The sequence below is a fragment of the Paenibacillus sp. G34 genome (assembly GCF_056856875.1).
Genome location: NZ_CM166469.1, coordinates 3,982,064 through 4,005,260, shown reverse-complemented (window position 1 = coordinate 4,005,260; position 23,197 = coordinate 3,982,064). Strand labels below are relative to the sequence as shown.

General features: G+C 46.7%; 27 protein-coding genes. 21 read left to right on the top strand and 6 right to left on the bottom strand.

The features are described 5' to 3' along the window. Positions 1 to 35: 35 nt before the first annotated feature. The 3 genes from AC1VYS_RS18115 to AC1VYS_RS18105 all read left to right on the top strand — a co-directional run bounded on the left by AC1VYS_RS18115 (position 36) and on the right by AC1VYS_RS18105 (position 2,984). Complete coding sequence (locus AC1VYS_RS18115; protein WP_482910861.1) at positions 36 to 1,070, top strand: NAD(P)/FAD-dependent oxidoreductase; 1,035 nt, start codon at positions 36 to 38, stop codon at positions 1,068 to 1,070. A gap of 249 nt (positions 1,071 to 1,319) precedes the next feature. Next, positions 1,320 to 1,973, top strand: a complete 654-nt coding sequence (locus AC1VYS_RS18110; RefSeq protein WP_482910860.1) for a hypothetical protein — start codon at positions 1,320 to 1,322, stop codon at positions 1,971 to 1,973. A 534-nt stretch (positions 1,974 to 2,507) separates the two neighbouring features. Next, entirely contained in the window at positions 2,508 to 2,984 is a 477-nt protein-coding gene (locus AC1VYS_RS18105; protein WP_090922478.1) for a hypothetical protein, read from the top strand. Positions 2,985 to 3,124: 140 nt separating this feature from the next. Here AC1VYS_RS18105 and AC1VYS_RS18100 read toward each other — a convergent pair whose 3' ends face one another. Next, entirely contained in the window at positions 3,125 to 3,724 is a 600-nt protein-coding gene (locus AC1VYS_RS18100; RefSeq protein ID WP_090922476.1) for a thymidine kinase, read from the bottom strand. 176 nt (positions 3,725 to 3,900) lie between these two features. On the opposite strand from AC1VYS_RS18100, the gene AC1VYS_RS18095 reads away from it, so the two are divergent. Continuing rightward, complete coding sequence (locus AC1VYS_RS18095; protein ID WP_482910859.1) at positions 3,901 to 4,113, top strand: hypothetical protein; 213 nt, start codon at positions 3,901 to 3,903, stop codon at positions 4,111 to 4,113. 90 nt (positions 4,114 to 4,203) lie between these two features. Here the strand turns inward: AC1VYS_RS18095 and AC1VYS_RS18090 are convergent, their stop codons facing one another. Then, a complete protein-coding gene (locus AC1VYS_RS18090; protein ID WP_482910858.1) occupies positions 4,204 to 4,521 on the bottom strand; it encodes a DUF2627 domain-containing protein in 318 nt (105 codons plus the stop codon). A gap of 421 nt (positions 4,522 to 4,942) precedes the next feature. On the opposite strand from AC1VYS_RS18090, the gene lpdA reads away from it, so the two are divergent. The 5 genes from lpdA (at position 4,943) to lipB (ending at position 10,867) form a co-directional block, all read left to right on the top strand. Then, positions 4,943 to 6,367, top strand: a complete 1,425-nt coding sequence (gene lpdA, locus AC1VYS_RS18085) for a dihydrolipoyl dehydrogenase (protein WP_482910857.1) — start codon at positions 4,943 to 4,945, stop codon at positions 6,365 to 6,367. 140 nt (positions 6,368 to 6,507) lie between these two features. Beyond that, positions 6,508 to 7,536, top strand: a complete 1,029-nt coding sequence (locus AC1VYS_RS18080) for a thiamine pyrophosphate-dependent dehydrogenase E1 component subunit alpha (protein ID WP_441922279.1) — start codon at positions 6,508 to 6,510, stop codon at positions 7,534 to 7,536. Between the two features lie 2 nt (positions 7,537 to 7,538). After that, positions 7,539 to 8,525, top strand: coding sequence for an alpha-ketoacid dehydrogenase subunit beta (locus AC1VYS_RS18075; protein ID WP_090922464.1), 987 nt, complete (start codon positions 7,539 to 7,541; stop codon positions 8,523 to 8,525). Positions 8,526 to 8,562: 37 nt separating this feature from the next. Then, positions 8,563 to 10,044 (top strand): dihydrolipoamide acetyltransferase family protein, encoded by a 1,482-nt coding sequence (locus tag AC1VYS_RS18070; protein ID WP_482910856.1) that lies wholly within the window; start codon positions 8,563 to 8,565, stop codon positions 10,042 to 10,044. A 115-nt stretch (positions 10,045 to 10,159) separates the two neighbouring features. After that, complete coding sequence (gene lipB, locus AC1VYS_RS18065) at positions 10,160 to 10,867, top strand: lipoyl(octanoyl) transferase LipB (RefSeq protein WP_154888478.1); 708 nt, start codon at positions 10,160 to 10,162, stop codon at positions 10,865 to 10,867. 33 nt (positions 10,868 to 10,900) lie between these two features. On the opposite strand, the gene prli42 is transcribed toward lipB, so the two are convergent. Then, positions 10,901 to 11,002, bottom strand: coding sequence for a stressosome-associated protein Prli42 (gene prli42, locus AC1VYS_RS18060; protein ID WP_090922458.1), 102 nt, complete (start codon positions 11,000 to 11,002; stop codon positions 10,901 to 10,903). Positions 11,003 to 11,083: 81 nt separating this feature from the next. Between prli42 and AC1VYS_RS18055 the strand changes: the two genes are divergently transcribed. Continuing rightward, complete coding sequence (locus tag AC1VYS_RS18055) at positions 11,084 to 12,223, top strand: M20/M25/M40 family metallo-hydrolase (RefSeq protein WP_482910855.1); 1,140 nt, start codon at positions 11,084 to 11,086, stop codon at positions 12,221 to 12,223. Positions 12,224 to 12,341: 118 nt separating this feature from the next. On the opposite strand, the gene AC1VYS_RS18050 is transcribed toward AC1VYS_RS18055, so the two are convergent. Next, complete coding sequence (locus tag AC1VYS_RS18050) at positions 12,342 to 12,479, bottom strand: Z-ring formation inhibitor MciZ (protein WP_090922454.1); 138 nt, start codon at positions 12,477 to 12,479, stop codon at positions 12,342 to 12,344. 150 nt (positions 12,480 to 12,629) lie between these two features. Between AC1VYS_RS18050 and AC1VYS_RS18045 the strand changes: the two genes are divergently transcribed. The 7 genes from AC1VYS_RS18045 to AC1VYS_RS18015 all read left to right on the top strand — a co-directional run bounded on the left by AC1VYS_RS18045 (position 12,630) and on the right by AC1VYS_RS18015 (position 18,210). Continuing rightward, positions 12,630 to 13,223: an NUDIX hydrolase gene (locus AC1VYS_RS18045; protein ID WP_482910854.1), complete on the top strand. Its 594-nt coding sequence runs from the start codon at positions 12,630 to 12,632 to the stop codon at positions 13,221 to 13,223. 2 nt (positions 13,224 to 13,225) lie between these two features. Beyond that, the gene (locus tag AC1VYS_RS18040; RefSeq protein WP_482910853.1) at positions 13,226 to 14,440 is read left to right on the top strand and encodes an endonuclease Q family protein; all 1,215 of its coding nucleotides are present in this window, start codon (positions 13,226 to 13,228) and stop codon (positions 14,438 to 14,440) included. Between the two features lie 153 nt (positions 14,441 to 14,593). Continuing rightward, complete coding sequence (gene spoIIM / locus AC1VYS_RS18035) at positions 14,594 to 15,223, top strand: stage II sporulation protein M (RefSeq protein ID WP_482910852.1); 630 nt, start codon at positions 14,594 to 14,596, stop codon at positions 15,221 to 15,223. A 107-nt stretch (positions 15,224 to 15,330) separates the two neighbouring features. Further along, positions 15,331 to 15,798, top strand: a complete 468-nt coding sequence (gene fur, locus AC1VYS_RS18030; RefSeq protein WP_441922297.1) for a ferric iron uptake transcriptional regulator — start codon at positions 15,331 to 15,333, stop codon at positions 15,796 to 15,798. 162 nt (positions 15,799 to 15,960) lie between these two features. Then, entirely contained in the window at positions 15,961 to 16,203 is a 243-nt protein-coding gene (locus AC1VYS_RS18025) for a DUF4227 family protein (protein ID WP_482910851.1), read from the top strand. 92 nt (positions 16,204 to 16,295) lie between these two features. Continuing rightward, entirely contained in the window at positions 16,296 to 17,186 is an 891-nt protein-coding gene (locus AC1VYS_RS18020) for a tyrosine recombinase (RefSeq protein ID WP_482910850.1), read from the top strand. Between the two features lie 199 nt (positions 17,187 to 17,385). Next, complete coding sequence (locus tag AC1VYS_RS18015; protein ID WP_482910849.1) at positions 17,386 to 18,210, top strand: purine-nucleoside phosphorylase; 825 nt, start codon at positions 17,386 to 17,388, stop codon at positions 18,208 to 18,210. Between the two features lie 181 nt (positions 18,211 to 18,391). Here AC1VYS_RS18015 and AC1VYS_RS18010 read toward each other — a convergent pair whose 3' ends face one another. Then, complete coding sequence (locus tag AC1VYS_RS18010) at positions 18,392 to 18,943, bottom strand: glutathione peroxidase (RefSeq protein WP_482910848.1); 552 nt, start codon at positions 18,941 to 18,943, stop codon at positions 18,392 to 18,394. A 299-nt stretch (positions 18,944 to 19,242) separates the two neighbouring features. Here AC1VYS_RS18010 and AC1VYS_RS18005 point away from each other — a divergent pair, with 299 nt between their 5' ends. The 4 genes from AC1VYS_RS18005 (at position 19,243) to sigF (ending at position 22,136) form a co-directional block, all read left to right on the top strand. Beyond that, the gene (locus tag AC1VYS_RS18005; RefSeq protein WP_482910847.1) at positions 19,243 to 20,418 is read left to right on the top strand and encodes a D-alanyl-D-alanine carboxypeptidase family protein; all 1,176 of its coding nucleotides are present in this window, start codon (positions 19,243 to 19,245) and stop codon (positions 20,416 to 20,418) included. A gap of 142 nt (positions 20,419 to 20,560) precedes the next feature. Next, on the top strand, positions 20,561 to 20,914 hold the full coding sequence (gene spoIIAA / locus AC1VYS_RS18000) for an anti-sigma F factor antagonist (RefSeq protein WP_342551759.1): 354 nt from the start codon (positions 20,561 to 20,563) through the stop codon (positions 20,912 to 20,914). Next, a complete protein-coding gene (spoIIAB, locus tag AC1VYS_RS17995; protein WP_123062222.1) occupies positions 20,911 to 21,366 on the top strand; it encodes an anti-sigma F factor in 456 nt (151 codons plus the stop codon). The genes spoIIAA and spoIIAB overlap by 4 nt, the downstream gene beginning before the upstream one ends. 14 nt (positions 21,367 to 21,380) lie before the next feature. Beyond that, a complete protein-coding gene (gene sigF, locus AC1VYS_RS17990; RefSeq protein WP_090922432.1) occupies positions 21,381 to 22,136 on the top strand; it encodes an RNA polymerase sporulation sigma factor SigF in 756 nt (251 codons plus the stop codon). A gap of 83 nt (positions 22,137 to 22,219) precedes the next feature. On the opposite strand, the gene AC1VYS_RS17985 is transcribed toward sigF, so the two are convergent. Then, positions 22,220 to 23,179 (bottom strand): DMT family transporter, encoded by a 960-nt coding sequence (locus AC1VYS_RS17985; protein WP_482910846.1) that lies wholly within the window; start codon positions 23,177 to 23,179, stop codon positions 22,220 to 22,222. Between the last annotated feature and the right edge of the window lie 18 nt (positions 23,180 to 23,197).

Below are 23,197 nucleotides of genomic sequence, written 5' to 3'. Positions count from 1 at the left end.
GACGTTAGGGTCGAATGGATGGAGGTCCTATAGAGATGAATCAAGATTTAGAGCTTTATGATGTAACGATTATCGGAGGCGGCCCGGCGGGCATGTACTCTGCTTTTTATAGCGGTATGCGAGATATGAAAACGAAATTAATTGAGGCACGTGACAGATTGGGTGGACGGATGCTGTTTTATCCGGAAAAGATGATCTGGGATGTTGGAGGGGTAACACCCATCCTGTGTGAAGATCTGGTTAAACAGTTGGAGCAGCAGGCGCGCACATTTGAACCGACACTTGTATTTGAACAACAGATTGAAGGATTTGAACGTAAAGCGGATGGTACTATTTTGCTAACTTCAGCTACAGGTGAGCAACACTGGACACGTACCGTCATTTTGGCTATAGGATACGGGATATACAAAATGGCGAAACTGGAGCTTGAAGGCGCAGACCGCTATGAAGTATCCAATCTACATTATACGGTGCAAGAGCTCGAGCCTTTCCGTGGTAAGCGGGTGTTAATCTCCGGTGGTGGAGACTCCGCTGTGGATTGGGCGAATGAGCTGGAGAGCCTGGCTCAGCAGGTAACGGTCGTACATCGGCGTGACCATTTCGGAGGACTGGAACGGAACGTGTCGCGGATGAAAGAATCCTCAGTTGATGTGCGGACACCCTACGCAATTGAGAAGCTACACAGTATAAGTGGTGATATGATCGAACAAGTAACCGTTACACATATGGAGACTGGCAAGACGGAGATGCTTGAAGTCGACGCAGTGATTGTCAATCATGGCATGAAGAGCGATTTTGGACCGATTCGTGAGTGGGGACTGGATTTGGGTGAATGGCATGTCAGCACAACCGAAAGGCTACAGACCAATATTCCTGGCGTTTTTGCCGCTGGTGATTTTGTAGATTATGGAAGCAAGTTGTATCTGATCGCGGGTACATTTACGGATGCAGCTCTGGCTGTTAATAGTGCTAAACTGTATATGGATCCGGAAGCCGAGAAAGTGGCGTATGTCTCTTCACATAACAGTCGTTTCAAAGAGAAAAACAAAGCACTTGGTGTTGTAGAATAGGTATAATCGCAGGTACTAAAATAACTTCGGGAGTTTTCCGGGGTTATTTTTTTGCATCATGCGGGTATGAAGAAGGTAGAATTGCACAAGCTAGAATAGCTTTCAATTGAAGATCAACTCTAAACCATCTATAATCAAAAGCTACAACAGACTTATGTGGATAATAACAAACAGATGTCACTACTTGAAATTAAAAAAGTCATAAAGCTTGCAACGGGAGTTTATTTCGACAAGAGTGGAGTGCAGTGTATGAAAAGAAGTTCAACATCTGGACAACAAAATGCTACGTTTATTCAGCGCTTGCTTCAGCGGGTGAACAAGAAACGAATTAAATGGTCTGCGGTTTATCTTGCTACAGCTGGAGCTCTCCATCGTTTATTGGTCGAGGGACGTCGCAAACGTGTAGCCGTTAAAAAACAACAGCAAGACTTGCCTCTCAGCGTATTGAAATCGATGAAGCTTGAGCCAGGGGATATTGTCTATACACCAAGTTCGGAATCAACTTATTATGCCGGCCATATGGGCATTATTGGTCTGGACGGAAAGGTGTATCATGTGCACCCTTACGGGCCCGTTTTTGCCGATACATTGGACTGGTACCTTACCCGCTTTTATCAAGGAGATCGTTTCATTGTGTACCGCTCCAAGCTCCGTCAGGTGGGATCTCGTGCAGCGGAATGGGTGCAGGAACATTATCAACAGGTGAAGTATTATCGTTTGCAAACAAATCTTCTCAGCATAGAACGAAACTATTGTTCCAAATTTATATATCAGGCGTATAACTTTACATCCGGATTGGATCTGTGGGAGCGAAAGTTTGCTAAACTTAAGCAGGGATTCATCTATCCGTTCCGGATTGAACGTTCATCGGATCTGGACGTGCTGGGCACATTTTATAAATGATGCGATTAAAAACCGGCTTGACAGCTGTTTCTCGGAATACGGAGGACAGGTGTCGTTGGTTTTTTTTAATATGTACTGAGATTAAAACAGGAAAAACACTCAAAACGTCGAATAAAATATGAGATAGGCACGCACAACTTGGAATCGTATTTACATAACAGGTGGCTTAGTTTCCCAGGTCAAGAAAAAACGACTACAAGGTAGGCGAACAAGAAAGAGTGAAGCGAACATGAAATGGCTGGGCTTCTTACGAAGGTTTCGGCAACATCAAAACGTAGTGAAGCTATCGGACTACACTCCAAAAAAGGAAAGGAGGAACTACTGTTCCATTTGCAGGAAAGATGTGAAAAGTGTTGTTTATTATGCAGCTCCGCAGGGAAATGTTACAGGTGTATGCAGTTCTTGTAAGTCCTTGGCTGACGAAAGAGGTATGTTTCCCATTTAATAAGAAGAAATGCGCTCAAGGAACAACATTATTTTGATTTATGCGCGTTTTTGTAGTACATTAGCAAATGTATTCGAAGGAGGATTCTAATGTACTCAGGAAGACAAGACGATACTTTATACATCATGACCTACACCTTAAATAGCGGTATCAAGGGTACGGTTCCACTGTCTAATAAGCAGATTGTTGAATGGCTCGACTGTTATAGAAATGAGAGACGCTTCGTAACGGAGATCGGCAAAGAGTTTTTTGGATTAAATGCAGGCTTGGTTGCAGACTTCAAGGTTCAAAATCATTTATCCGATTATCAACAGACGATCATGCCTACGCAGCAGCAGGATAACCTGGAACGTCTATCCAGTGCTTATAAATCCACCGAGCTATTAATGAAAATTGATTGTAAATGCGGCACGGCCTATGTCACGGAATCTCCTTACAAGCGTACGAAATGGTATTGCACAAAATGTAAAGAGATTGTATTCCTGGATGCCAAAAAAGGTATGGTAGAAACGTCACGTGGCGATGCATATTACATGACCAACAAATATTTTGTTTCCCGTGACTAGCGGGAAGTGATTTGGAGAGCATCGCATACAGCGGTGCTTTTTTGTGTCTGTTTCTTTAATGGTAGTAGAAGTCATGGGAATGTAGATGATATCATTGCAATAAAAAAAGCCCAATATGGGCTTTGGAGCTGGGCATTGCGTTATGACGGGCATTCCACTTTGTGAGGAGGAATGAAGCAGCAGCGGCAGCGGGGCTCGTAAGCTTCCGAATCGCCAATCATGACAACCGGACCTAATGTAACGGGTTCCCCGTTGACAATTCGCTGTGTGAAAGCTGCGTCCGGGCTGCCACAGACTGCACAGAACGCAGATAGTTTCTCGATATCATCAGCCATGGCAAGCAGGCCGCCGATATATCCGAATTCTTTTCCGCGATAATCCATGTTAAGTCCATCAACGATCACATGTTTGCCACAGTATGCCAGTTCGGAGACAAGTTCCATAATTGCACTACTAAAAAATTGAACTTCATCGAAGGCAACAACATCGGCATCTATCGTCTGATTCAGAATGGTTTCTACCGATTCCGGCGTTAATTGCCGGGGAATAGAATGAGCAGGCAATCTGTAACCGATCCGGCTTACGATCTCATCCTGAGCGAAGCGATCATCCTCGGCTGGTTTGTAGGCAACGACCTTTTTACGGCCAAATTGAATAAGTTTTTGACAACGGCGAATAAGTTCACCGGATTTTTCACTGAACATGGGTCCAGTAATTACGGTAATACGTCCAGTTTGCACGGTGCTGCTACCCCTCTCGCATACGGAATTCAAAAAAAGCGACCATTACAGATTAACACATCTTCTTTGGAAAGAGCCAGAACTAATATAAAGTAGTTTGTGTTACGATATGGATAGTTACAATGTAGGTTTAGAAATCTGGAGTCAATGGATTTAACTGAAAAGAGGTGTTAAAAATGAACGAAGCATTAACCTCACTGAAGCAGCGTTATGAGGATTTAAATAAAGCAGGCCAGCTGGATGGTGCTGTGCAGGCATTATTTACGGAACTGCTAACAGAAGCTGAACGTCTGCAAGCCAGCAATCTTACACTACGCAGAACAATTCTTAAATCCTCATCGAAGGAGTCGCGTATGTCTACCAAACTGCGGGATGCCTTATATGAATGAAGCTTGCAAATGATGTGGAAATTACTCTGCTTCCTCTTCTGTGGTTAACCTGTCTTTATGTAAAATAGAAGGAAATAAAAAAGCCCGGAATCATGAACTGCTTCCGGGTGTTTCCATCTGTTCAGGTTGTTTTTTCGAGCGGAAACGTGGTCCTACATAATTACGTTTGCGGTCACGAAACAGAATCCAGCCGGCCAGAAAACTCATGCCTGCTGCAAAAAGCACAAGCCCGCCCAGGAAGGAAAGCCACTGGAAGCCAGGGGCAATCAGGTCGTTTCCATGCTCAGCATAATATAGGAACAGGGCATCTTTCATCATCAGAAAACCCTTCATAGCCATTAATCCGGGGATGACGAGTATAAGTATGGCAAGGAATCGTGCAAAGACTATTTTTGTATTCATGAGCATTATACCCTTTCTGCCAGAGTAGACATAAAATAAAGGTTACGCTTACAGGGAATCCCTGCTTATATCATAGCTTGGATTGTATTAATTTGTCCATGCGAGAATGGTCAAACTTTGAGTTGGCTGCGTAAGGAGAGTACAATGATATATAGAGGGTACGAAGTAAATTAGGTACCACAGGTCATTTTATTATTATTTATATAAGTTGAACTATTTTTTACACATTAACGGAGAGGACAGAAAAAACCTGGAAAAACGAAGTGCTCGCCTTTATCACCAGATTTTCTCCTTTTGAAAAACGGATGTGAAAAAATCTGGGGATAACAGCGATTGAAAGGTTATTCTGTCATCGTAGTGGGCTGTGTAAAGCTCTAGTTCAACTTATATAGTTCAAAAAAATGAGTATATAGAGGAGAACATAGAGATGCCAATACCATGTGATATTGCCGTACTCGGCGGAGGAACGGGAGGATACGTTGCTGCAATACGTGCCGCTCAACTAGGCAAAAAGGTCGTTATTATTGAAAAGGACAAGCTTGGTGGAACGTGCCTGCATCGTGGCTGTATCCCAAGCAAGGCGCTACTGAAGAGTGCCGAAATGTATGCCGAGATTCAAGACAGTGAGAGCTACGGCATTGAGACGACTGGAGCAACTTTGGTGTTCCCGAAAGTGCAGGCACGTAAAGATGCGATTGTGGAGCAACTTCATCAAGGCGTTCAATATTTAATGAAAAAAAATAAAATTGAGGTTATACACGCGAAAGGGCGAGTGATCGGGCCTTCCATCTTCTCCCCGCAGAGCGGAGCAGTGGCAGTAGAGTTCGAGGATGGTGAGATGGACACGGTCGTTCCAACCAACCTGATTATTGCCACCGGCTCTCGTCCACGTGTACTGCCGGGTCTTGAACCGGATGGAAGATATATTATGAGCAGTGATGAAGCGTTGCGTATGGACGAGCTACCTGCTTCAATTCTCATTGTGGGAGGTGGAGTCATCGGCCTTGAGTGGGCCTCCATGTTGAATGATTTTGGTGTGAGTGTGACGGTAGTTGAGGCAGCAGCCCATGTACTTCCTGCAGAAGATGAGGATGTGGCCAAAGAGATGCAGCGTTTGCTTGGTAAACGGGGTGTGCGTTTCCTTACTGGCGCCAAGCTGATACCGGACAGTTACCGCACCGAAGATCAGAACGTACACATTGATGTAGAGCTCGCGGGAGATAAACTGGAAACCCTGACGGCTGAAAAAGTGCTAGTATCCATTGGACGTCAGGCTAACGTAGAAAATATCGGGCTTGAGAATACCGATATCAAAGTCGAACGAGGCTTTATTGCGGTCAACAAACATCTGCAAACTGGAGAAGGTCATATCTATGCAATTGGCGACTGCATTGGCGGATTACAGCTCGCACATGCCGCGAGTCACGAAGGGATACTGGCAGTGAATCATCTGGCCGGGGAGAGTGTACATCCGGTTGAAGCACATCGTATCCCGCGTTGCGTATATACACGCCCGGAAGCGGCTAGCATTGGCTTTACGGAGAAGGAAGCCAAAGAACGCGGACACGAGATCAAAACCGGCAAGTTTCCGTTCCAGGCCATCGGCAAGTCCTTGATCCACGGAAGTCGTGATGGATTCGTGAAGGTGATTGCAGATGCCAAAACGAATGATATTTTGGGAGTACATATGATTGGCACCCACGTGACGGAACTCATTGCTGAGGCTTCATTAGCACAGATGCTGGATGCGACGCCATGGGAAGTCGGGCAGACCATTCATCCGCATCCTTCATTGTCGGAAATCATGGGCGAAGCGATGTTAGCTGTGGATGGAAAAGCAATTGGAATGTAAGCCAAACAGCCGAGTGAGAAAGGTACTTTCCTTTTTCGGGCAAAAAGGATTATAATAGGGTTAAGCCAAGTCTTAGTACCAGGTTATAAGAGTGGGTAGTAAGACTTGCAAAAGGCTCTGATTAAAAGGAGGTACCTCATATGAGTTCACAAGGTACTGCAGACGCGGTTCATCGACATCAACAACTGGGACTTAGCGATGGAGAAGTTTTAGATATGTACAAATACATGCTGCTTGCACGCAAGTTTGACGAGCGTTGCTTGCTCTTGCAGCGGGCCGGCAAAATTAACTTTCACGTATCCGGTGTAGGTCAGGAGGCTGCGCAAGTCGGTGCGGCTTTTGGTCTGGATCGAGACCACGATTATTATTTACCTTATTATCGCGATTACGGCTTCGTTATGGCTGTAGGCATGACCCCGCGTGAGCTGATGCTGTCTGCATTTGCGAAAGCGGAAGATCCAAACAGTGGCGGACGGCAGATGCCGGGTCACTTTGGTCACAAGAAGCTGCGTATCGTTACAGGCTCTAGTCCGGTTACCACGCAGGTTCCTCATGCGGTTGGCTTTGCTCTTGCTGCCAAGATGCAAAAGAAAGAATTTGTTTCTTTTGTTACCTTTGGTGAAGGTTCAAGCAACCAGGGGGATTTCCACGAAGGCGCAAACTTTGCAGGTGTGCATAAGCTGCCTGTCATCATTATGTGCGAGAACAATCAATATGCAATCTCGGTTCCTATTCACAAACAGCTCAGCGGCAAAATTTCTGATCGTGCGCTGGGTTATGGTTTCCCAGGATTGCGTGTAGATGGCAATGATGCACTTGAGGTATATGCGGCAGTGAAGGAAGCGCGCCAGCGTGCCATCGCAGGAGAAGGACCAACACTGATTGAAGCGATGATGTATCGTCTGTCTCCACACTCCACTTCGGATAATGATCTGGCCTATCGGACCAAGGAAGAAGTTGAGGAGAACTGGAAAAAAGACGGCGTGCTTCGCATGAAAAATTACTTGATCGAATGTGGCATCTGGGACGAAGCCCGGGATGCGGATCTGGCTTCCCAGCTCGCGCTGGAAATGAAGGAAGCAACTGAATATGCAGACAACGCGCCATATCCGAAACCTGAGGACACACTGACGCATGTCTATGCGGACAGCGAAGAAGGGGGACGGTAATCATGGCAATGATGGAATATATTGATGCAATCCGTCTCGCAATGAAAGAAGAGATGGAGCGGGACGAGAATGTTTTTGTTCTTGGTGAGGACGTCGGTGTAAAAGGTGGCGTGTTCACGACAACCAAAGGGTTGCAGGATCAATTTGGCGAGATGCGTGTCATGGATACGCCATTATCTGAATCGGCGATTGCCGGTGTGGCTATCGGTGCAGCCATGTACGGTATGAAGCCGATTGCGGAAATGCAATATTCGGACTTTATGTTGCCAGCAACAAATCAGATTATTAGTGAGGCGGCCAAAATCCGCTATCGCTCCAACAATGATTGGAGCTGTCCAATTGTGATTCGAGCGCCAATCGGTGGCGGGATCTTCGGCGGCTTGTACCACTCCCAATGTCCGGAATCCATCTTCTTTGGTACACCGGGACTTAAAATCATTGCTCCTTACTCGGCGTATGACGCGAAAGGTTTGCTGAAAGCGGCTGTCCGCGACCCGGACCCGGTACTCTTTTTCGAAAATAAAAAATGCTACAAGCTGATCAAGGAAGATGTGCCTGAAGATGATTACATCGTTCCAATCGGTAAGGCCAATGTGCTTCGTGAAGGTGCCGATATTACAGTTATCGGGTACAGTCAGCCATTGCATTTTGTTATGCAGGCCGCTGAGGAGCTGGAACGGGAAGAGGGCATCACGGCACACGTACTGGATCTGCGTACGCTGCAACCGCTCGACCGTGAAGCGATTATTGATTCTGCCCGGTTGACAGGCAAGGTGCTGATCGTGCACGAAGATAACAAAACCGGTGGTGTAGGCGCAGAAGTGGCGGCGATCATCAGTGAGGAATGTCTCTTTGATCTGGACGCCCCTATTCAGCGTTTGTGCGGTCCAGATGTACCGGCTATGCCAATCAGTCCTACGCTGGAGAAGTTTTATATGCTGAGCAAGGATAAAGCCAAAACAGCCATGCGCGAACTTGCAGCGTATTAATCGATAAAGATAGAACAAAGTTTGGAGTGATAAATCAATGGCTGAACGTATGAAATGGATCGAGGTCATTATGCCGCAACTCGCGGAATCTCTGGTCTCGGCTACTATAGCCAAATGGTTAAAAAAACCGGGTGACCGTGTGGAGCAGTACGAGCCGATCTGTGAAGTCATTACGGATAAAGTGAATGCCGAGATACCTTCTACGGTGGATGGCATTATGGGTGATCTATTGGTGGAAGAAGGAACGACCATTGCGGTAGGTGAGGCCATCTGCCGTATGCAAGTCGCTGCTGGCGATGAAGATATGGCGGAACAAGTGACACCTGCTGCGAGCCAGGAGCAGCAATCGCAACAAGCTCAAGCACCGCGTACCGGAGGCCAATCTCCTGTAGCAGCTGCAGGTTCGAATGCAGCAGCATTTGATCCGAATCAGCCGATGCGTCATCGGTATTCTCCTGCAGTACAGTCCTTGGCAGCAGAGCATGGACTGAATCTGCAGCAGGTTCCGGGAACAGGGGCTGGCGGTCGAATCACACGTAAAGACGTACTTGCCTATGTTGCGCAAGGTGGTCAAGCGAATGCATCATCAGCGTCTGAACAAACATTTGTTGCGTCTAATCGGGAAGTACAGTCGACATCTTCTTCACCGTTCAGTGGAATTAGAGATACAGGTTTGAATACAGGTTCGGTAGATTCTGGTGGCGTCGCAGGACAGACGCTACCTGCGTCCGATGCGGGCGTTCCTGTGCGTCATTCCGGAATCCATCTGACCGAAAGTCCGAAAATTCCACAGATTGAAGTGGAAGGCGGCGGACAAGGAAGATCGGAATATTTTATCGATGTTACCCCAGTGCGTAATGCCATAGCGCGTAACATGCGTCAAAGTGTATCTGAAATCCCTCATGCGTGGACAATGATTGAGGTGGATGTAACCAACCTCGTGATGCTACGCAATAAGTTGAAGGACGAGTTCAAACGGAAAGAGGGCATTAACCTGACCTATCTTTCGTTTATGATGAAGGGTGTCGTCAATGCGATTAAAGATTACCCGATTATGAACTCAGTATGGGCTGTTGATAAAATTATTGTGAAGCGGGACATTAACTTGTCCATGGCTGTAGGTACAGAGGATTCGGTACTTACACCTGTCATCAAACAGGCGGACCAACGGAATATCGCAGGTCTTGCTCGTGAGATCGATGATCTGGCTCGCAAAACCCGTGAAGGCACGTTGAAGCTGGATCACATGCAGGGCGGTACATTTACGGTGAACAATACAGGTTCATTTGGTTCGATCTTGTCCCAGCCGATTATCAACTATCCACAGGCCGCTATTCTTACCTTTGAATCCATTGTGAAGAAACCGGTGGTCATTAATGATATGATCGCGGTGCGGTCCATGGCTAACTTGTGTCTTTCTCTGGATCATCGGATTCTGGACGGGGTCATCTGTGGACGGTTCCTGCAACGTGTTAAGGAGAACCTGGAAGGCTACAACATGGAAACAAAAGTGTATTAAGTTTATGATAGAATGACGGGAAAGTGTATGTGCCTCAGGCCGTGCACTTTTCTGGCTGTCTAGAGACAGACTTATTTTCATATATTAAACCATGGGCAGAAGGATGTGGGGAAACATGGGCAAACCGCTGAATGTGGCATACATACCGATGCTGGATTATGAGGCGGCATGGAATCTTCAGAAATCAATTGTGCAGCAACTGGACGAAGGCGAAGGCCCTGAACAGATGTTGCTTTTACAGCATCCACCAACCTATACCATTGGTTCACAGAACCATCCGGAGCATCTGCTTTGGAGTGAGGAAGAGTTGAAAGCACAGGGCATCTCCTTGTTTCAAATTGATCGCGGCGGTGATATTACTTATCATGGACCGGGTCAATTGGTAGGTTACCCTTTGTTAGTACTTGGTCGGGATGAGGAGCTGGATCTGCATGCTTACTTGCGTAAGCTGGAGCAGGTGATGATCGATTATCTCGCCGATCAGGGCGTTGAATCCGAGCGCAAAGAGGGATATACGGGCGTATGGATCGGTGATCTGAAGATTGCGGCCATCGGCATTAAGTTTAATCGGTGTAAGCATCGACGTGGATTTGTGACGAGTCACGGGTTTGCTTTTAACATTACCTCAGGCATTCAACATGCTGGGTTTCAGGGTATCATTCCATGCGGAATTGAACAGTATGGTGTGACTTCTTTGGAGGATATCACGGGGAATTCATACACGGTTGAGCAGGTAGCCCGGGATATTGTACCTTATTTTCAGCGTATATTCCCATATGATCTGATATGGAGTACGGAAAAAGAAGCCCTCCAGCGTCTGTAGTGGGCGCGTTAAGAGAGCTTCAGATCAGGGTGACTATCCAAACAGCAACGGTTCCAGTGCGATGAAAAGAGTGGAGCCAACCATAGCTGCCAGCATGAGATAGATCACAATTTTGAACCATTTCTTATTTTGCATGAAGAGAGAACTCCTTTCAGAACTTTTGAACAAGCCATAGTACCTGTATTGTACCGTATCTACGATAGGGAGGAAAGTCTAATGATTAATGAACAGCGTGTGATTCAGCATTTTATGGATCTGGTGCAGATTGATAGCGAAACAAAAAATGAGCAGAATATATCCAAGGTGTTAAAAGAACAATTCGCGTGTCTTGGTCTTCATGTCTATGAGGACGATACAATGAACGAGACAGGGCATGGAGCGGGCAATCTGGTCGTTACACTGGAAGCTGAAGGTGTGGCAGGTGTAGAAGGTGTAGAGCCGATGCTCTTCACATGTCACATGGACACCGTAACCCCCGGACAGGGAATCAAACCGGAGCTTGGTGAGGACGGATGGATTCGCAGTGAGGGCACAACAATTCTTGGAGCGGATGACAAGGCGGGCATTGCAGCTCTGTTTGAAGCCATTCGTGTTATTCAGGAGAACAACATTCCGCATGGTAAAATTCAGTTTGTGATTACGGTCGGAGAAGAGTCTGGTCTTGTCGGTGCACGAGCAATGAATCCGAAAGATATCGATGCTTCCTTTGGTTATGCGCTGGATTCTAACGGAGCGGTGGGTACGATCTGTGTTGCTGCTCCAGCAAGAGCCGAGATTGAGATGAAAATCTATGGCAAGTCAGCCCATGCCGGAGTGAATCCGGAAGATGGAATCAGTGCCATTCAAGTTGCAGCCAAAGCGATTGCGGCGATGAAGCTTGGACGCATTGACGACGAAACGACAGCGAATATTGGTAAGTTCCAAGGTGGCTCTGCACTGAACGTGGTATGTGACTTTGTTCAGATCGATGCGGAGGCTCGCAGTATTGTGCAAGAAAAAATCGAACAGCAAATTGCCCAAATGCGTGAAGCATTGGAGACGACATGCCGCAAATACGGTGCAACCGCAGAGTTTCGCAGTGAGATCAAGTATCCAGCTTTTGGTTTCCATGACGACCATGAGGTGGTGCAACTTGCACAGCGGGCGATCCGAAGCCTGGGCCTGGAAACAAGCACGTTTGCTTCTGGCGGGGGCAGTGATGCCAACATTTTCAACGGTTTTGGTATTCCGACAGCTAACCTGGCGGTGGGATACGAGGACATTCACACGACCAAAGAACGCATTCGCGCAGCAGACATTGTGAAACTGTCCCAGGTCGTTATCGCGATTGTGCAAGAAACGGCAAAAGGCAAATAAGCGATCAGATTAATTGATCGTATATTAGATGATGTAACCTTAGCATCGCTTGAAAAAGAAATGAGAGTCCGAATTCGGTGTAGACCGGGTTCGGACTTTTTGAACAATGGTGAACGTTCTAGCCTTTACGACCGGCAAGCATGTCGCTTAATTTGGTTTCAGGGCCCCATTCACGCATCCATTGTCTAAGAATAAGCTGTACTTGTCTCGCTTGTCCGACCACATGTGCAGATTGAGGCGTGAGATAACTTTTCATTCGGTGAGTCCCCCTTGGTTCTCGCTGTACGCATTAGACTTGTACACACGATTAAATTCTTATAGGCTCACCATATGCCTGTAATCACCACTTTATACATCTCAGTTCATTGAACGATTTTTTTACACATGAAAAGGAGTTGAGGTAATCATGAAATCCGACACATCTGCTGAATCCATCTATGCGCCCCAACCGGCGAATCCAAAGCTCGATGAAGTGACCGTATCCACCAAGCCAATCTTCGAAGGTAAAGTGATCTCGCTTCAGGTAGACACCGTAAAACTTCCAAACGGCCAAACTGCGACCCGGGAGATTATCAAACACCCAGGGGCGGTAGCGGTGCTGGCATTGAAGGGAGACCGCATGTTGGTCGTGGATCAATACCGTCAGGCGATGGGGCGTACCGAAATTGAAATTCCAGCAGGTAAGCTTGACCCGGGTGAACAGCCTGAAATTGCTGCTGCACGTGAATTGAAGGAAGAAACGGGATATACGGCCAAGTCGCTCCATCATTTGCGGTCTTTCTACACCTCACCAGGTTTCGCGGACGAAATCATTCACCTTTATATCGCGGAAGAACTGGAAGCTGGGGATATGGCCCTTGATGAAGATGAGTTTCTTGAAGTATCGGAAATTTCGCTGGAAGAAGCATACAAGCTGATGGATGAAAATCGGATCAGTGATGCCAAAACGATGATGGCCGTATATGCGTGGGATATTTACAAAACGACAGGACGGTTTTAATTATGCCAAATCAAGAGGGAACGTCGTCGCTTTGGGAGCCGTGTTACTCGGATCTTCATATCCACATCGGACGCACATCCCGTGGTGAGGCAGTCAAGATTAGCGGCAGCCGCGACTTAACTTTTGAGAATATTGCCCGTGAAGCATCTATTCGTAAAGGGATTCATCTGCTTGGTGTCATCGATAGCCATTCACCAGTTGTGCAGAGGGATATTGAGGAGCTGCTGGACAACGGTACGATGTCTGAGGTTGAGGGTGGCGGCATTGCGTATCAGGACACAACCATTCTGCTGGGAACGGAAATAGAACTGCGTGAACCTGAAATGCGTGAGTTCCACATGCTGGCCTACTTCCGGGATCTGGCTACAATGAAGTCTTTTACAACCTGGATGACACGTTATATGAAAAATGTAAACCTAAGCTCCCAGCGGGTCTACGTGCCGGCTCTTGAGATGCAAGCGGAGATCAAAGCGCGCGGCGGGTTGATTGTTCCCGCTCATGTGTTCACCCCGCACAAGGGCATTTATGGCAGTACAGCACCACGTATGGCGGATGTGCTGGATACAAGCCTTGTGGATGCGGTTGAACTGGGTCTAAGCTCGGATTCCTCTATGGCGAGTTACATTCGGGAACTGGATCAAGTTCCGTTTCTAACGAATTCGGATGCGCATTCACTAGGTAAAATCGGGCGGGAATACAATGAGTTACAGATTGCATCGCCTTCGTTTGACGAATTCCGTATGGCCTTGCGAGGGGAAGAGGGAAGACATATTGCGGCCAATTATGGTTTGAATCCAAAACTTGGTAAATATCATCGGACGTATTGTGGAGCATGTGGTAGCGTTATGGATGAGAAGGATCTGTCCGCTGAGCGTTGTCCACTTTGCGGTAGCCTAAAGCTTGTTCAAGGGGTGCTAGATCGTATTCTGGCTATCGCGGACCGCGAAAAGCCGGAGCTTCCAGCAAACAGGCCGCCATACTACTATCAGGTTCCACTGGAATTCATTCCGGGGCTTGGGAAAGCCAAACTGCGTCAACTCTTGGATCGTTTTGGAACGGAGATGGCTGTGCTGCACCGCACAGATGAAGCTCAACTGGCCGAGGTGGTCGGGCCGCTACTCGCTGAATTGATTGTGGCAGCTCGCAAGGGTGAACTTACATTATCCTCTGGCGGTGGAGGCACGTACGGTAAGGTTGCGGCGAAAGAGAAGGAATAGTAGAGCCAGCAAATGGAGCAAAGTTTAACAATTCGGACAAGAAGTCATACAGGCGGGTCCCGGTTCATAAGCTGAAATATAAGGATGATCAAGTAGGCTAAAGCTTGAAGTATCTTCTTCAGCTGCATAACCGGAAAGGGGACTCGTACCCGTATGCGTTCTTCCTATTTTACGTTCAAAGGACAAACTTCGTTATATGTATTCGTGGCTGTCTTGTTTCTGGTCGGTGTTATCTTTGGCGCATTGATGGTCAACGCCCTATCTCTTGAACAGCGGCAGGATCTCGAAGCATACTTAGGTAATTTCTTCATGACGGTGCAACATAGCTCACAAGGGGCAGAGAGTACGTCCTATTGGGATATTGCTATGCTTCATCTGAAATGGGTCGGATTAATTTTTATTCTAGGCTTGTCCGTTGTCGGTTTACCGGGAATATTGGTGCTGGATTTTCTGAAAGGTGTGCTGATCGGTTTTACTGTGGGTTACCTCGTTGGACAGTATTCATGGAAAGGGCTGCTGTTTGCACTTGTATCCGTAGCACCGCATAATCTGTTTGTCATTCCGATCCTGCTGATCTGCAGTGTGGCGGCGATGACGTTCTCGTTATATATCATACGTAGTCGTGTTTTGATGCACCGTGCACCAGGGCGCCAAAGGCCTTTTGCTTCCTACGTTATCTTGACTGTGGTGATGGCAATGCTGTTACTTGGGGTGGCTTCTTTTGAAACCTGGGTTACCCCCGCAATGATGCGTTGGGTCACGCCGATGCTGCTCCCTGTCTAGCTTGTACTGCATGTCCTAAAATGTTGACTTTGATATTGAACTCCCCCTATAATGAAAAGAGTGGGTTAAGTTGCAGTGTGCAGTGATTTCCTAGGGGGAGGGAGAAAATGGAAGCACGGATTGATAAAATTAAGCAGCAACTACAGTCCCAAGGTTATAAATTAACGCCCCAGCGGGAAGCCACCGTTAGAGTACTTCTAGAGAATGAAGAAGATCATCTGAGTGCAGAGGATGTATTCATGCTCGTTAAAGAAAAGGCTCCCGAAATCGGTCTGGCAACCGTGTACCGTACCCTCGAACTATTGAGTGAGCTGCATGTTGTAGAGAAAATCAACTTCGGCGACGGTGTAGCGCGTTATGATCTGCGCGGAGATACATCCAAGCATCACCATCATCACTTAATCTGCGTGCAATGCGGAAGTATGGATGAAATACGTGAGGACTGGCTTGGACCGCTTGAAGAACGACTGGAGCGGGAATTTAACTTTTCGACAGTAGATCACCGACTGGACTTTCATGGAATTTGTTATCGTTGCAAAGCTAAAAATGAACAAAAGCCCAAAGATGAAGAATAACATAGTCTATCTTCAAGCTCTCACCGGCGGTTTTGACGGGGGAGCTTTTTTGGTCCCGGACCTCTTGTAAGGTTCGTTCAGGCATGGCATAATACCCGATGGACGGACATACCCTGTTTCAAGGACAATACTGGACTTGAATAGGGGAAGGGGATCGTTTCAATGATTATATCTGTGCGGAGAGGGCTCCGTTTTATACGTTTTATTGTATTTTTTGCTGCGCTGGTTTATCTGTTCTATCACGTACTGGACCTGTTTAACGGCTGGATCTCACCCGTGGATCAGTATCAAATGCCAACCGGCAATGCGGTTAAAGTATTTCAGGAAACGGATTGGTCAGGCATTGGAGAAGCACGTCCTACAATGGCTGAGCGGCTTCGCCTCTTTTATTGGTACGGAGAATAACTGCCAGCACGGAGAGTAGCTCCGCCAGCCAGGGATGCAAATACGGAAACAGCCTGCCGGTTGGCATTGCTGTCAGATGAGGAGTGTTGTACATGCATCAGACCATACACGCCTATGCTTTATACCTGGAAGAAGATAAGGGAATGTCAAGCAGTACGCTGGAATCTTATCTCCGAGATGTGGACAAGTTCGTGGAATTTGTGAGAAAGGAATACGGGATTCGCGAAGCGGGTGAGGTTAGACGAACGCATATTGTCCTGTTTGTTGGCCAACTAAAGAAGGATGGCCGTGCGAATGCTACGATTGCCCGCAGCATCGTATCTTTGCGATCGTATTTTCATTTTCTGATGCGTCGCGGTGAGATTGTACAGGACCCTACATTTGATGTGGAAGCACCAAAGGCTGACAAGACACCTCCCCAAGTTCTTACCATTGAGGAGATCGAATTGCTGCTTGCCTCTCCTGATGTCAGCTCTCCGCAAGGCGTTCGAGATCGAGCCATGCTGGAGTTGTTATACGCTACGGGCATTCGGGTATCGGAGCTGATTGCGCTTGATGTGCGGGACGTACAGCCTGGAATGCGTTTCATTCGTTGCGGCGGGGCGGGGAAAGAACGTATTTTACCGATTGGTGCACCAGCTGCCCACTGGGCGAGCGTATATATGGACGAGTTCCGTGGTCAATTGCTTAAAGCAGGAACGGACGAGCAGGCACTGTTTGTAAACGTATCCGGCAGGCGTTTGACCCGACAGGGATTCTGGAAGCTGTTAAAAAAATGCGCAGTGGATGCGGGTATCCCGGGTGAAATTACACCGCATACGTTGCGCCATTCATTTGCGGCTCACCTTATTGCGAATGGAGCTGATACTCGTGCGGTGCAGGACATGCTTGGTCATGTCGAACAGCCTGGGCAGCAATACAGTCAGCATGGGCGCAAGACGATGAAAGAAATTTATGAGACCCATCATCCACGTGCCAAATAAAGCATGGACTATGGTTTGGGCCATGAATAAATGAATACTGTATCGTTTTAAGTTGAAATTATGATGAAACCAACCAACGCCGTTATACATACGCGGGTTATATGTTCGAAGGCTGGGTTAATACACCAACACAGGCTAGGCATCACAACCCTGCTTAATCATAAACGGATTGTTACTACACAAGGAGGAACAGCATTTTATGACAACACTAAATCAACAGATGATTACAGAGGCAGCAGATTACATTCAGAGCAAAAGCTCCATTAAGCCGGAAGTCGGTCTAATTCTCGGGTCAGGACTTGGCGTTCTGGCTGAATTAATTGAGGATGGCATTAGCATCGCGTACCAGGATATTCCTCATTTCCCGGTGTCCACTGTTGAAGGACATGAAGGTGAACTACTGCTTGGCACGATTCAAGGTCGTCCAGTTGTGATGATGAAAGGTCGCTTTCATATGTATGAAGGATACGGCCCGGAATTGACGGCATTTCCGGTACGTGTCATGAAAGCACTGGGCGTAAGCAGTCTGTTAGTAACGAACGCTGCTGGCGGCGTAAATACATCTTATCAAGCGGGCGACTTGATGCTCATCTCCGATCATTTGAATATGACGGGGAAAAACCCGTTAATTGGACCAAATGATGCTGCACTTGGCGTGCGCTTCCCCGACTTGTCCGAAGCCTATAGTCGTCGTTTACGTGCCCTTGCTAAGGATACGGCAGCATCTCAAGGCTTTAATGTGCAAGAGGGGGTATACGCGGGTCTGCTTGGACCTAACTACGAAACTCCAGCAGAGATCAGAATGCTTCGTACTCTTGGTGCGGATGCAGTAGGCATGTCTACCGTTTCCGAAGTAATCGTAGCTCGCCATGCGGGCATTGAAGTGCTCGGCATTTCTTGTATCAGCAACATGGCTGCTGGCATACTGGATCAGCCTTTGTCTCATGATGAGGTTATGGAAACGACAGAACGTGTACGTGAAGCTTTCCTTGCCCTAGTGCTGGCGATTATTCCTCAGATGTAATGAGGCATTGATGAACGAGCTGAACGGATCTTTAGTTTGACGAATGGAATAGGGAACAAATCATTGGAGGATGTTTACTCCATAGATTTGTTCCCTTATTTAATAATATGACATATGAGAAGAGGATAATCTTTAATAATCAAGGACCAAACATGCTTGTTAATTAACGTTAAATTATTAACTACATTGAAAGCAATGATCTAATGTTTGGCTCAATTTCAAATGGTTCAGTTGGTGTCTCAAATCTTCCTCGCACATGACCGTTCTGATCGATCAAAAATTTAGTGAAGTTCCACTTAACCCCGTCACCCTGATAAATATCGGGGAATTTTTCTTTAAGAAATTGATCCATCCATTCCCCGCTAGCCGTTTCAGTGTCAAAGCCTAGAAAGGGTGCTTGCTCGGTTAAAAACTGAAAGATCGGATGAGCGTGCAGCCCCCGGACTTCAATTTTTTCAAATAACGGAAACGTTAACTTTAATTGATTTTCACAATGAGCTTTCACTTCTGAATTGTCCCCTGCTTCCTTTTCATTAAACTGATTACACGGAAACGCAAGAATTTCAAAACCATAACGCCGGTATTTTTCGTGCATCTGTTGTAGAGTCGCAAATTGACGTGAGTAACTACACTGACTGGCCGTATTAATAACAAGAAGTACTTTTCCTCGGTATACACTTAAATCAGCTGGCCTGCCATCAATGAATTGGATTTTCATATCATAAAAAGACATCTACATCTTCCTCCTGAATATTTAAATTGTGACATATACATCATAATCTGATATCGATTATAGGTGAAATATATATAAATGATATATAACATAGGTAAGACCTATAAATGATGTTCCTATGAGCTGTATAAGTTTTCAAAAGATAAATACGTACGAACAGCACACCTGTCTTTTGCTTGGATAAAAAAAGTTAGGGAAAACCTGCTGAGAATGGAATAATTTACTTCAAACCCGCCGACAATGGATAGCAGTACATGCGAGGACTAACTACCGAGCTATTCATTTGAGGAGGGAATTTAGTGAAGAAAAGAATAATGGCATCGTTCATGACCATTTGTATTCTGCTGCCCTTAATGGCCTCACCGGCTTTGGCTGAGGAAGCACCTAAAGCTGCTGGAGGAACGGACTTGGCTCCATCTGCACGTTCGGCGATATTGATGGATGCAGATACGGGAACCGTAATTTATGAGAAAAACAGCCATGATCAGCTACCCCCAGCGAGCATAACGAAAATTATGACCATGCTGCTTACGATGGAAGCGATTAGTTCAGGCAAACTAAAGTTAACGGATCAGGTAAGAACGAGTGAGTATGCGGCGTCTATGGGCGGTTCACAGATCTTTCTGGAGCCTGGTGAAGAGATGTCCGTAGATGACATGTTAAAGGGTATTGCTATGGCTTCTGGCAACGATGCATCTGTTGCCATGGCCGAGAAGCTTGGCGGCTCGGAAGAGGCTTTTGTGCAGATGATGAATGAACGTGCGCAGGAGCTGGGAATGAAGGATACACGTTTTGCTAACGCGAATGGACTGCCCGTGGCTAATCATTATTCCTCTGCGCATGATATCGCGGTCATGAGCCGTGAACTGCTGAAACATCAGGGCATTACGAAATATACCGGTGCTTATCAAGATTACTTGCGTAAAGACTCTGAGAAGCCGTTCTGGCTCGTGAATACGAACAAGTTGGTACGTTTTTATCAGGGAGCAGACGGACTTAAAACGGGGTACACGTCTGAAGCAAAATTCTGTCTGTCGGCTACGGCGTCCAAAGATGGGCTGCGCGTCGTTGCAGTTGTGCTTGGCGAGCCGAATACGAAGACCCGAAATAGTGAAGTGTCCTCGATGTTTGATTATGCTTTTGGTCAATACACGATGAAGGCACTATACAAAGCGGGTGATCTGCTGGGTAGTCTGAAGATTGAAAAAGGTGATGTTGCCGAGCTTCCGCTCAATGCAGCTCAGAACTACAGCGTTCTGATGCGCAAAGGAGCCAAGTCAACGGATATCCGGCATGAACTGATTGTAGTCAAAGAATTGAAAGCTCCGGTCAAGGCGGGTCAAAGTGTAGGCAAGCTCGTTGTCTATCAAGGAGACGAAGTGATTAAAGAATTCGACATTCAGGCTCCGCAGGACGTAGGAAAAGCAGGCTGGTGGAAGCTGTTCAAGCGAACGACCTCCAATTTGTTTGATTAAGCGGCAGGATGCGCCTTTCTGCTGGTGAATGGAACAATTTTTGTAGTTAAATAGGAGTTTTCTTCTAGTTTTGTCGGGGGGCAGGAAAAGCTTTTGGCAACGTAGAAATCCTTGTTCAAGACAGGGAGGAGAGTGGGCAAACGTGAACTTGAATGTGGACATGGAGCATCACCGCGGGATATTGATTGTGCGATTATCCGGGGAACTTGATCATCATACAGCTGACATGGTGCGAATGCAGATGGATGAAGCGATACAGCGCAGACAATGCGAACATCTGGTGCTGAGTTTGAAAGACCTACAGTTTATGGACAGTTCAGGACTAGGTGTTATTTTGGGAAGATACAAGTTGATCAAAAATAAAGGCGGCAAAATGGTTGTCTGCGATGTAAATCCGCCGGTATACCGTTTGCTGGAAATGTCGGGATTGTTCAAGATCATGCCGATATACGAAAATGAGGGAACTGCTCTCTCAGGTCTGGAGGTCGTCTCATGAATGAAGGAACAGGGACAAATTTCATGAATCTGCAATTTGCGGCCAAGTCGGAGAATGAATCGTTTGCACGGGTGACCGTTGCGGCGTTTATCTCTCAACTTGATCCAACGATGGACGAGCTCAGTGATCTGAAAACGGTCGTCTCTGAAGCGGTGACCAACAGCATCATCCACGGCTACAATAACAATCCGGAAGGTGTTGTGACCATTCAAGCCGAGATTCGTGACGATATGATCACGATTATTGTAGAGGATCGCGGCGAAGGCATCGAAGATCTTGACCTGGCCAAACAGCCGCTGTATACGTCCAAACCCGAACTTGAGCGGTCGGGCATGGGCTTTACGATCATGGAAAATTTTATGGATGAATTCGAAGTCAGCAGTGAGCCCGGCAGAGGCACCTCCATCAAGATGAAAAAAAGGATTGAATCCAAGAAAGCTTTGTATAATTAGGGGTTGGTATTCTTATGGATGCTGAAGTGAAACCATCTTCACAGACCTATTTGGACGATGCCGAGGTCAAACGGCTGATTGCGCTCAGTCAGTCGGGTGACCATGAATCACGGGATACGCTGGTGAACTGCAACATCAGACTCGTCTGGTCCGTCGTGCAGCGTTTTATGAACAGGGGATATGAACCGGAGGATCTGTTCCAGATTGGTTGTATCGGCCTGCTCAAGTCAGTGGACAAGTTCGATCTCAGTTATGACGTAAAGTTCTCGACGTATGCGGTACCGATGATTATTGGTGAGATTCAGCGTTTTCTGCGGGATGACGGGACCTTAAAGGTCAGTCGTTCGCTGAAAGAGATGGCCAATAAAGTTCGCAAGAAGAGGGACGAGCTGTCCAAACATCTGGATCGACTGCCCACAATTAAGGAAGTTGCCGCTGAACTCGGGGTTACCCCAGAGGAAGTGGTATTTGCCCAGGAGGCTAACAAACCGCCAACTTCCATTCATGAGACCGTATTTGAAAACGATGGTGATCCGATTACACTGATGGATCAGATCGCGGACGAATCTCAGGAGAAGTGGTTTGACAAGCTGGCGCTGAATGAAGCAATCGGCGGTCTGAGTGAACGGGAGCGGCTTATCGTATATCTACGATATTATCGGGATCAGACTCAATCCGAAGTGGCAAGCAGGCTGGGGATATCCCAGGTGCAGGTCTCACGGTTGGAGAAAAAAATACTGCAATCGATTCGCGATCAAATCGCGCAGTGATTCAGGATTATTCAGGGCTGATTCCATCCATTGGTATGGGTGTACATTCATCACAATACGACAACTAACAACCTCAATTCGCGTTATTTAGCGATGGGGTTATTTGTCGTTTTAATATTTTGTGTGGACACGGAGGACGAACGTTTGAACTGTAAAATGACAATTAAAAGGATAATACAGCCAGTACCTAACCATTGATAGATACCGAAGGGTTCATTCAGCCAAAGAACTGTAGTACCAACTGCTGCCAAAGGTTCGGCGCTCCCTAACAAGCTGGTCTCCTGAGGCGTGAGGTATTTCAGGCTGGCAATGTAGAACCAGAACGCGAGAAGTGTGCCAATCAATATGGAAAACAACAAATAACTATAGGTCTCTGGTGTCAGCAGTGTAAGGTGGATCTTCCATGGCGCATGAACAAAGCTCATAGCCACTCCTCCAATTACCATGGCCCAGCCAACAACCACGAGAGAATCAAACTTGTTAAGCAGTCTGACCGCATACAATGTATAAAATGCGGCAGATACAGCCGACAACAATCCCCAGATCACCGCTGGCTGCGAGACGGATAACTGATTCAGAGAGCCATTTGTTAACAAAAGGAAGCATCCCACAAGCGCCAGAACAGCGCAGATTATATGTTTGGCTGTAAGCAGGGAGTGTTTACGCAACACCATGTATACCATGATCATGACAGGAGAAAGATATTGCAAAAGTGTGGCGACAGCCGCATTGCCGTGATCAATGGAAGCCATGTAAGTGTATTGTACAGCCAACATGCCGACCAAGCCAAAGATAATAAAGGGCAGGGCTGTTTGTTTCGATTTCCAAACTTCAACAATCTGAGAACGGCTACGTGTAAATAATTGCAGTAAAAGAAGAAGGATACCGGCACTTAACAATCGCACGGTTACATACCAATTAACATTGATATGGTGCATTTGAAATAGATTTTGAGCCACCGTTCCTCCGACACCCCAGCAGGCAGCTCCTGTCAAAACCAGAAGTATACCTTTGAACTTGGGTGTTGACACTATTGATTTCATGTTTATTCGCCTCGCCTT

Bases quoted from the DNA above. Each gene is read 5' to 3' on its own strand.
- AC1VYS_RS18115 (WP_482910861.1), top strand. From the start codon at position 36: ATGAATCAAGATTTAGAGCTTTATGATGTAACGATTATCGGAGGCGGC.
- AC1VYS_RS18110 (WP_482910860.1), top strand. From the start codon at position 1,320: ATGAAAAGAAGTTCAACATCTGGACAACAAAATGCTACGTTTATTCAG.
- AC1VYS_RS18105 (WP_090922478.1), top strand. From the start codon at position 2,508: ATGTACTCAGGAAGACAAGACGATACTTTATACATCATGACCTACACC.
- AC1VYS_RS18095 (WP_482910859.1), top strand. From the start codon at position 3,901: ATGAACGAAGCATTAACCTCACTGAAGCAGCGTTATGAGGATTTAAAT.
- AC1VYS_RS18090 (WP_482910858.1), bottom strand. From the start codon at position 4,521: ATGCTCATGAATACAAAAATAGTCTTTGCACGATTCCTTGCCATACTT.
- lpdA (WP_482910857.1), top strand. From the start codon at position 4,943: ATGCCAATACCATGTGATATTGCCGTACTCGGCGGAGGAACGGGAGGA.
- AC1VYS_RS18080 (WP_441922279.1), top strand. From the start codon at position 6,508: ATGAGTTCACAAGGTACTGCAGACGCGGTTCATCGACATCAACAACTG.
- AC1VYS_RS18075 (WP_090922464.1), top strand. From the start codon at position 7,539: ATGGCAATGATGGAATATATTGATGCAATCCGTCTCGCAATGAAAGAA.
- AC1VYS_RS18070 (WP_482910856.1), top strand. From the start codon at position 8,563: ATGGCTGAACGTATGAAATGGATCGAGGTCATTATGCCGCAACTCGCG.
- lipB (WP_154888478.1), top strand. From the start codon at position 10,160: ATGGGCAAACCGCTGAATGTGGCATACATACCGATGCTGGATTATGAG.
- prli42 (WP_090922458.1), bottom strand. From the start codon at position 11,002: ATGCAAAATAAGAAATGGTTCAAAATTGTGATCTATCTCATGCTGGCA.
- AC1VYS_RS18055 (WP_482910855.1), top strand. From the start codon at position 11,084: ATGATTAATGAACAGCGTGTGATTCAGCATTTTATGGATCTGGTGCAG.
- AC1VYS_RS18050 (WP_090922454.1), bottom strand. From the start codon at position 12,479: ATGAAAAGTTATCTCACGCCTCAATCTGCACATGTGGTCGGACAAGCG.
- AC1VYS_RS18045 (WP_482910854.1), top strand. From the start codon at position 12,630: ATGAAATCCGACACATCTGCTGAATCCATCTATGCGCCCCAACCGGCG.
- AC1VYS_RS18040 (WP_482910853.1), top strand. From the start codon at position 13,226: ATGCCAAATCAAGAGGGAACGTCGTCGCTTTGGGAGCCGTGTTACTCG.
- spoIIM (WP_482910852.1), top strand. From the start codon at position 14,594: ATGCGTTCTTCCTATTTTACGTTCAAAGGACAAACTTCGTTATATGTA.
- fur (WP_441922297.1), top strand. From the start codon at position 15,331: ATGGAAGCACGGATTGATAAAATTAAGCAGCAACTACAGTCCCAAGGT.
- AC1VYS_RS18025 (WP_482910851.1), top strand. From the start codon at position 15,961: ATGATTATATCTGTGCGGAGAGGGCTCCGTTTTATACGTTTTATTGTA.
- AC1VYS_RS18020 (WP_482910850.1), top strand. From the start codon at position 16,296: ATGCATCAGACCATACACGCCTATGCTTTATACCTGGAAGAAGATAAG.
- AC1VYS_RS18015 (WP_482910849.1), top strand. From the start codon at position 17,386: ATGACAACACTAAATCAACAGATGATTACAGAGGCAGCAGATTACATT.
- AC1VYS_RS18010 (WP_482910848.1), bottom strand. From the start codon at position 18,943: ATGTCTTTTTATGATATGAAAATCCAATTCATTGATGGCAGGCCAGCT.
- spoIIAB (WP_123062222.1), top strand. From the start codon at position 20,911: ATGAATGAAGGAACAGGGACAAATTTCATGAATCTGCAATTTGCGGCC.
- sigF (WP_090922432.1), top strand. From the start codon at position 21,381: ATGGATGCTGAAGTGAAACCATCTTCACAGACCTATTTGGACGATGCC.
- AC1VYS_RS17985 (WP_482910846.1), bottom strand. From the start codon at position 23,179: ATGAAATCAATAGTGTCAACACCCAAGTTCAAAGGTATACTTCTGGTT.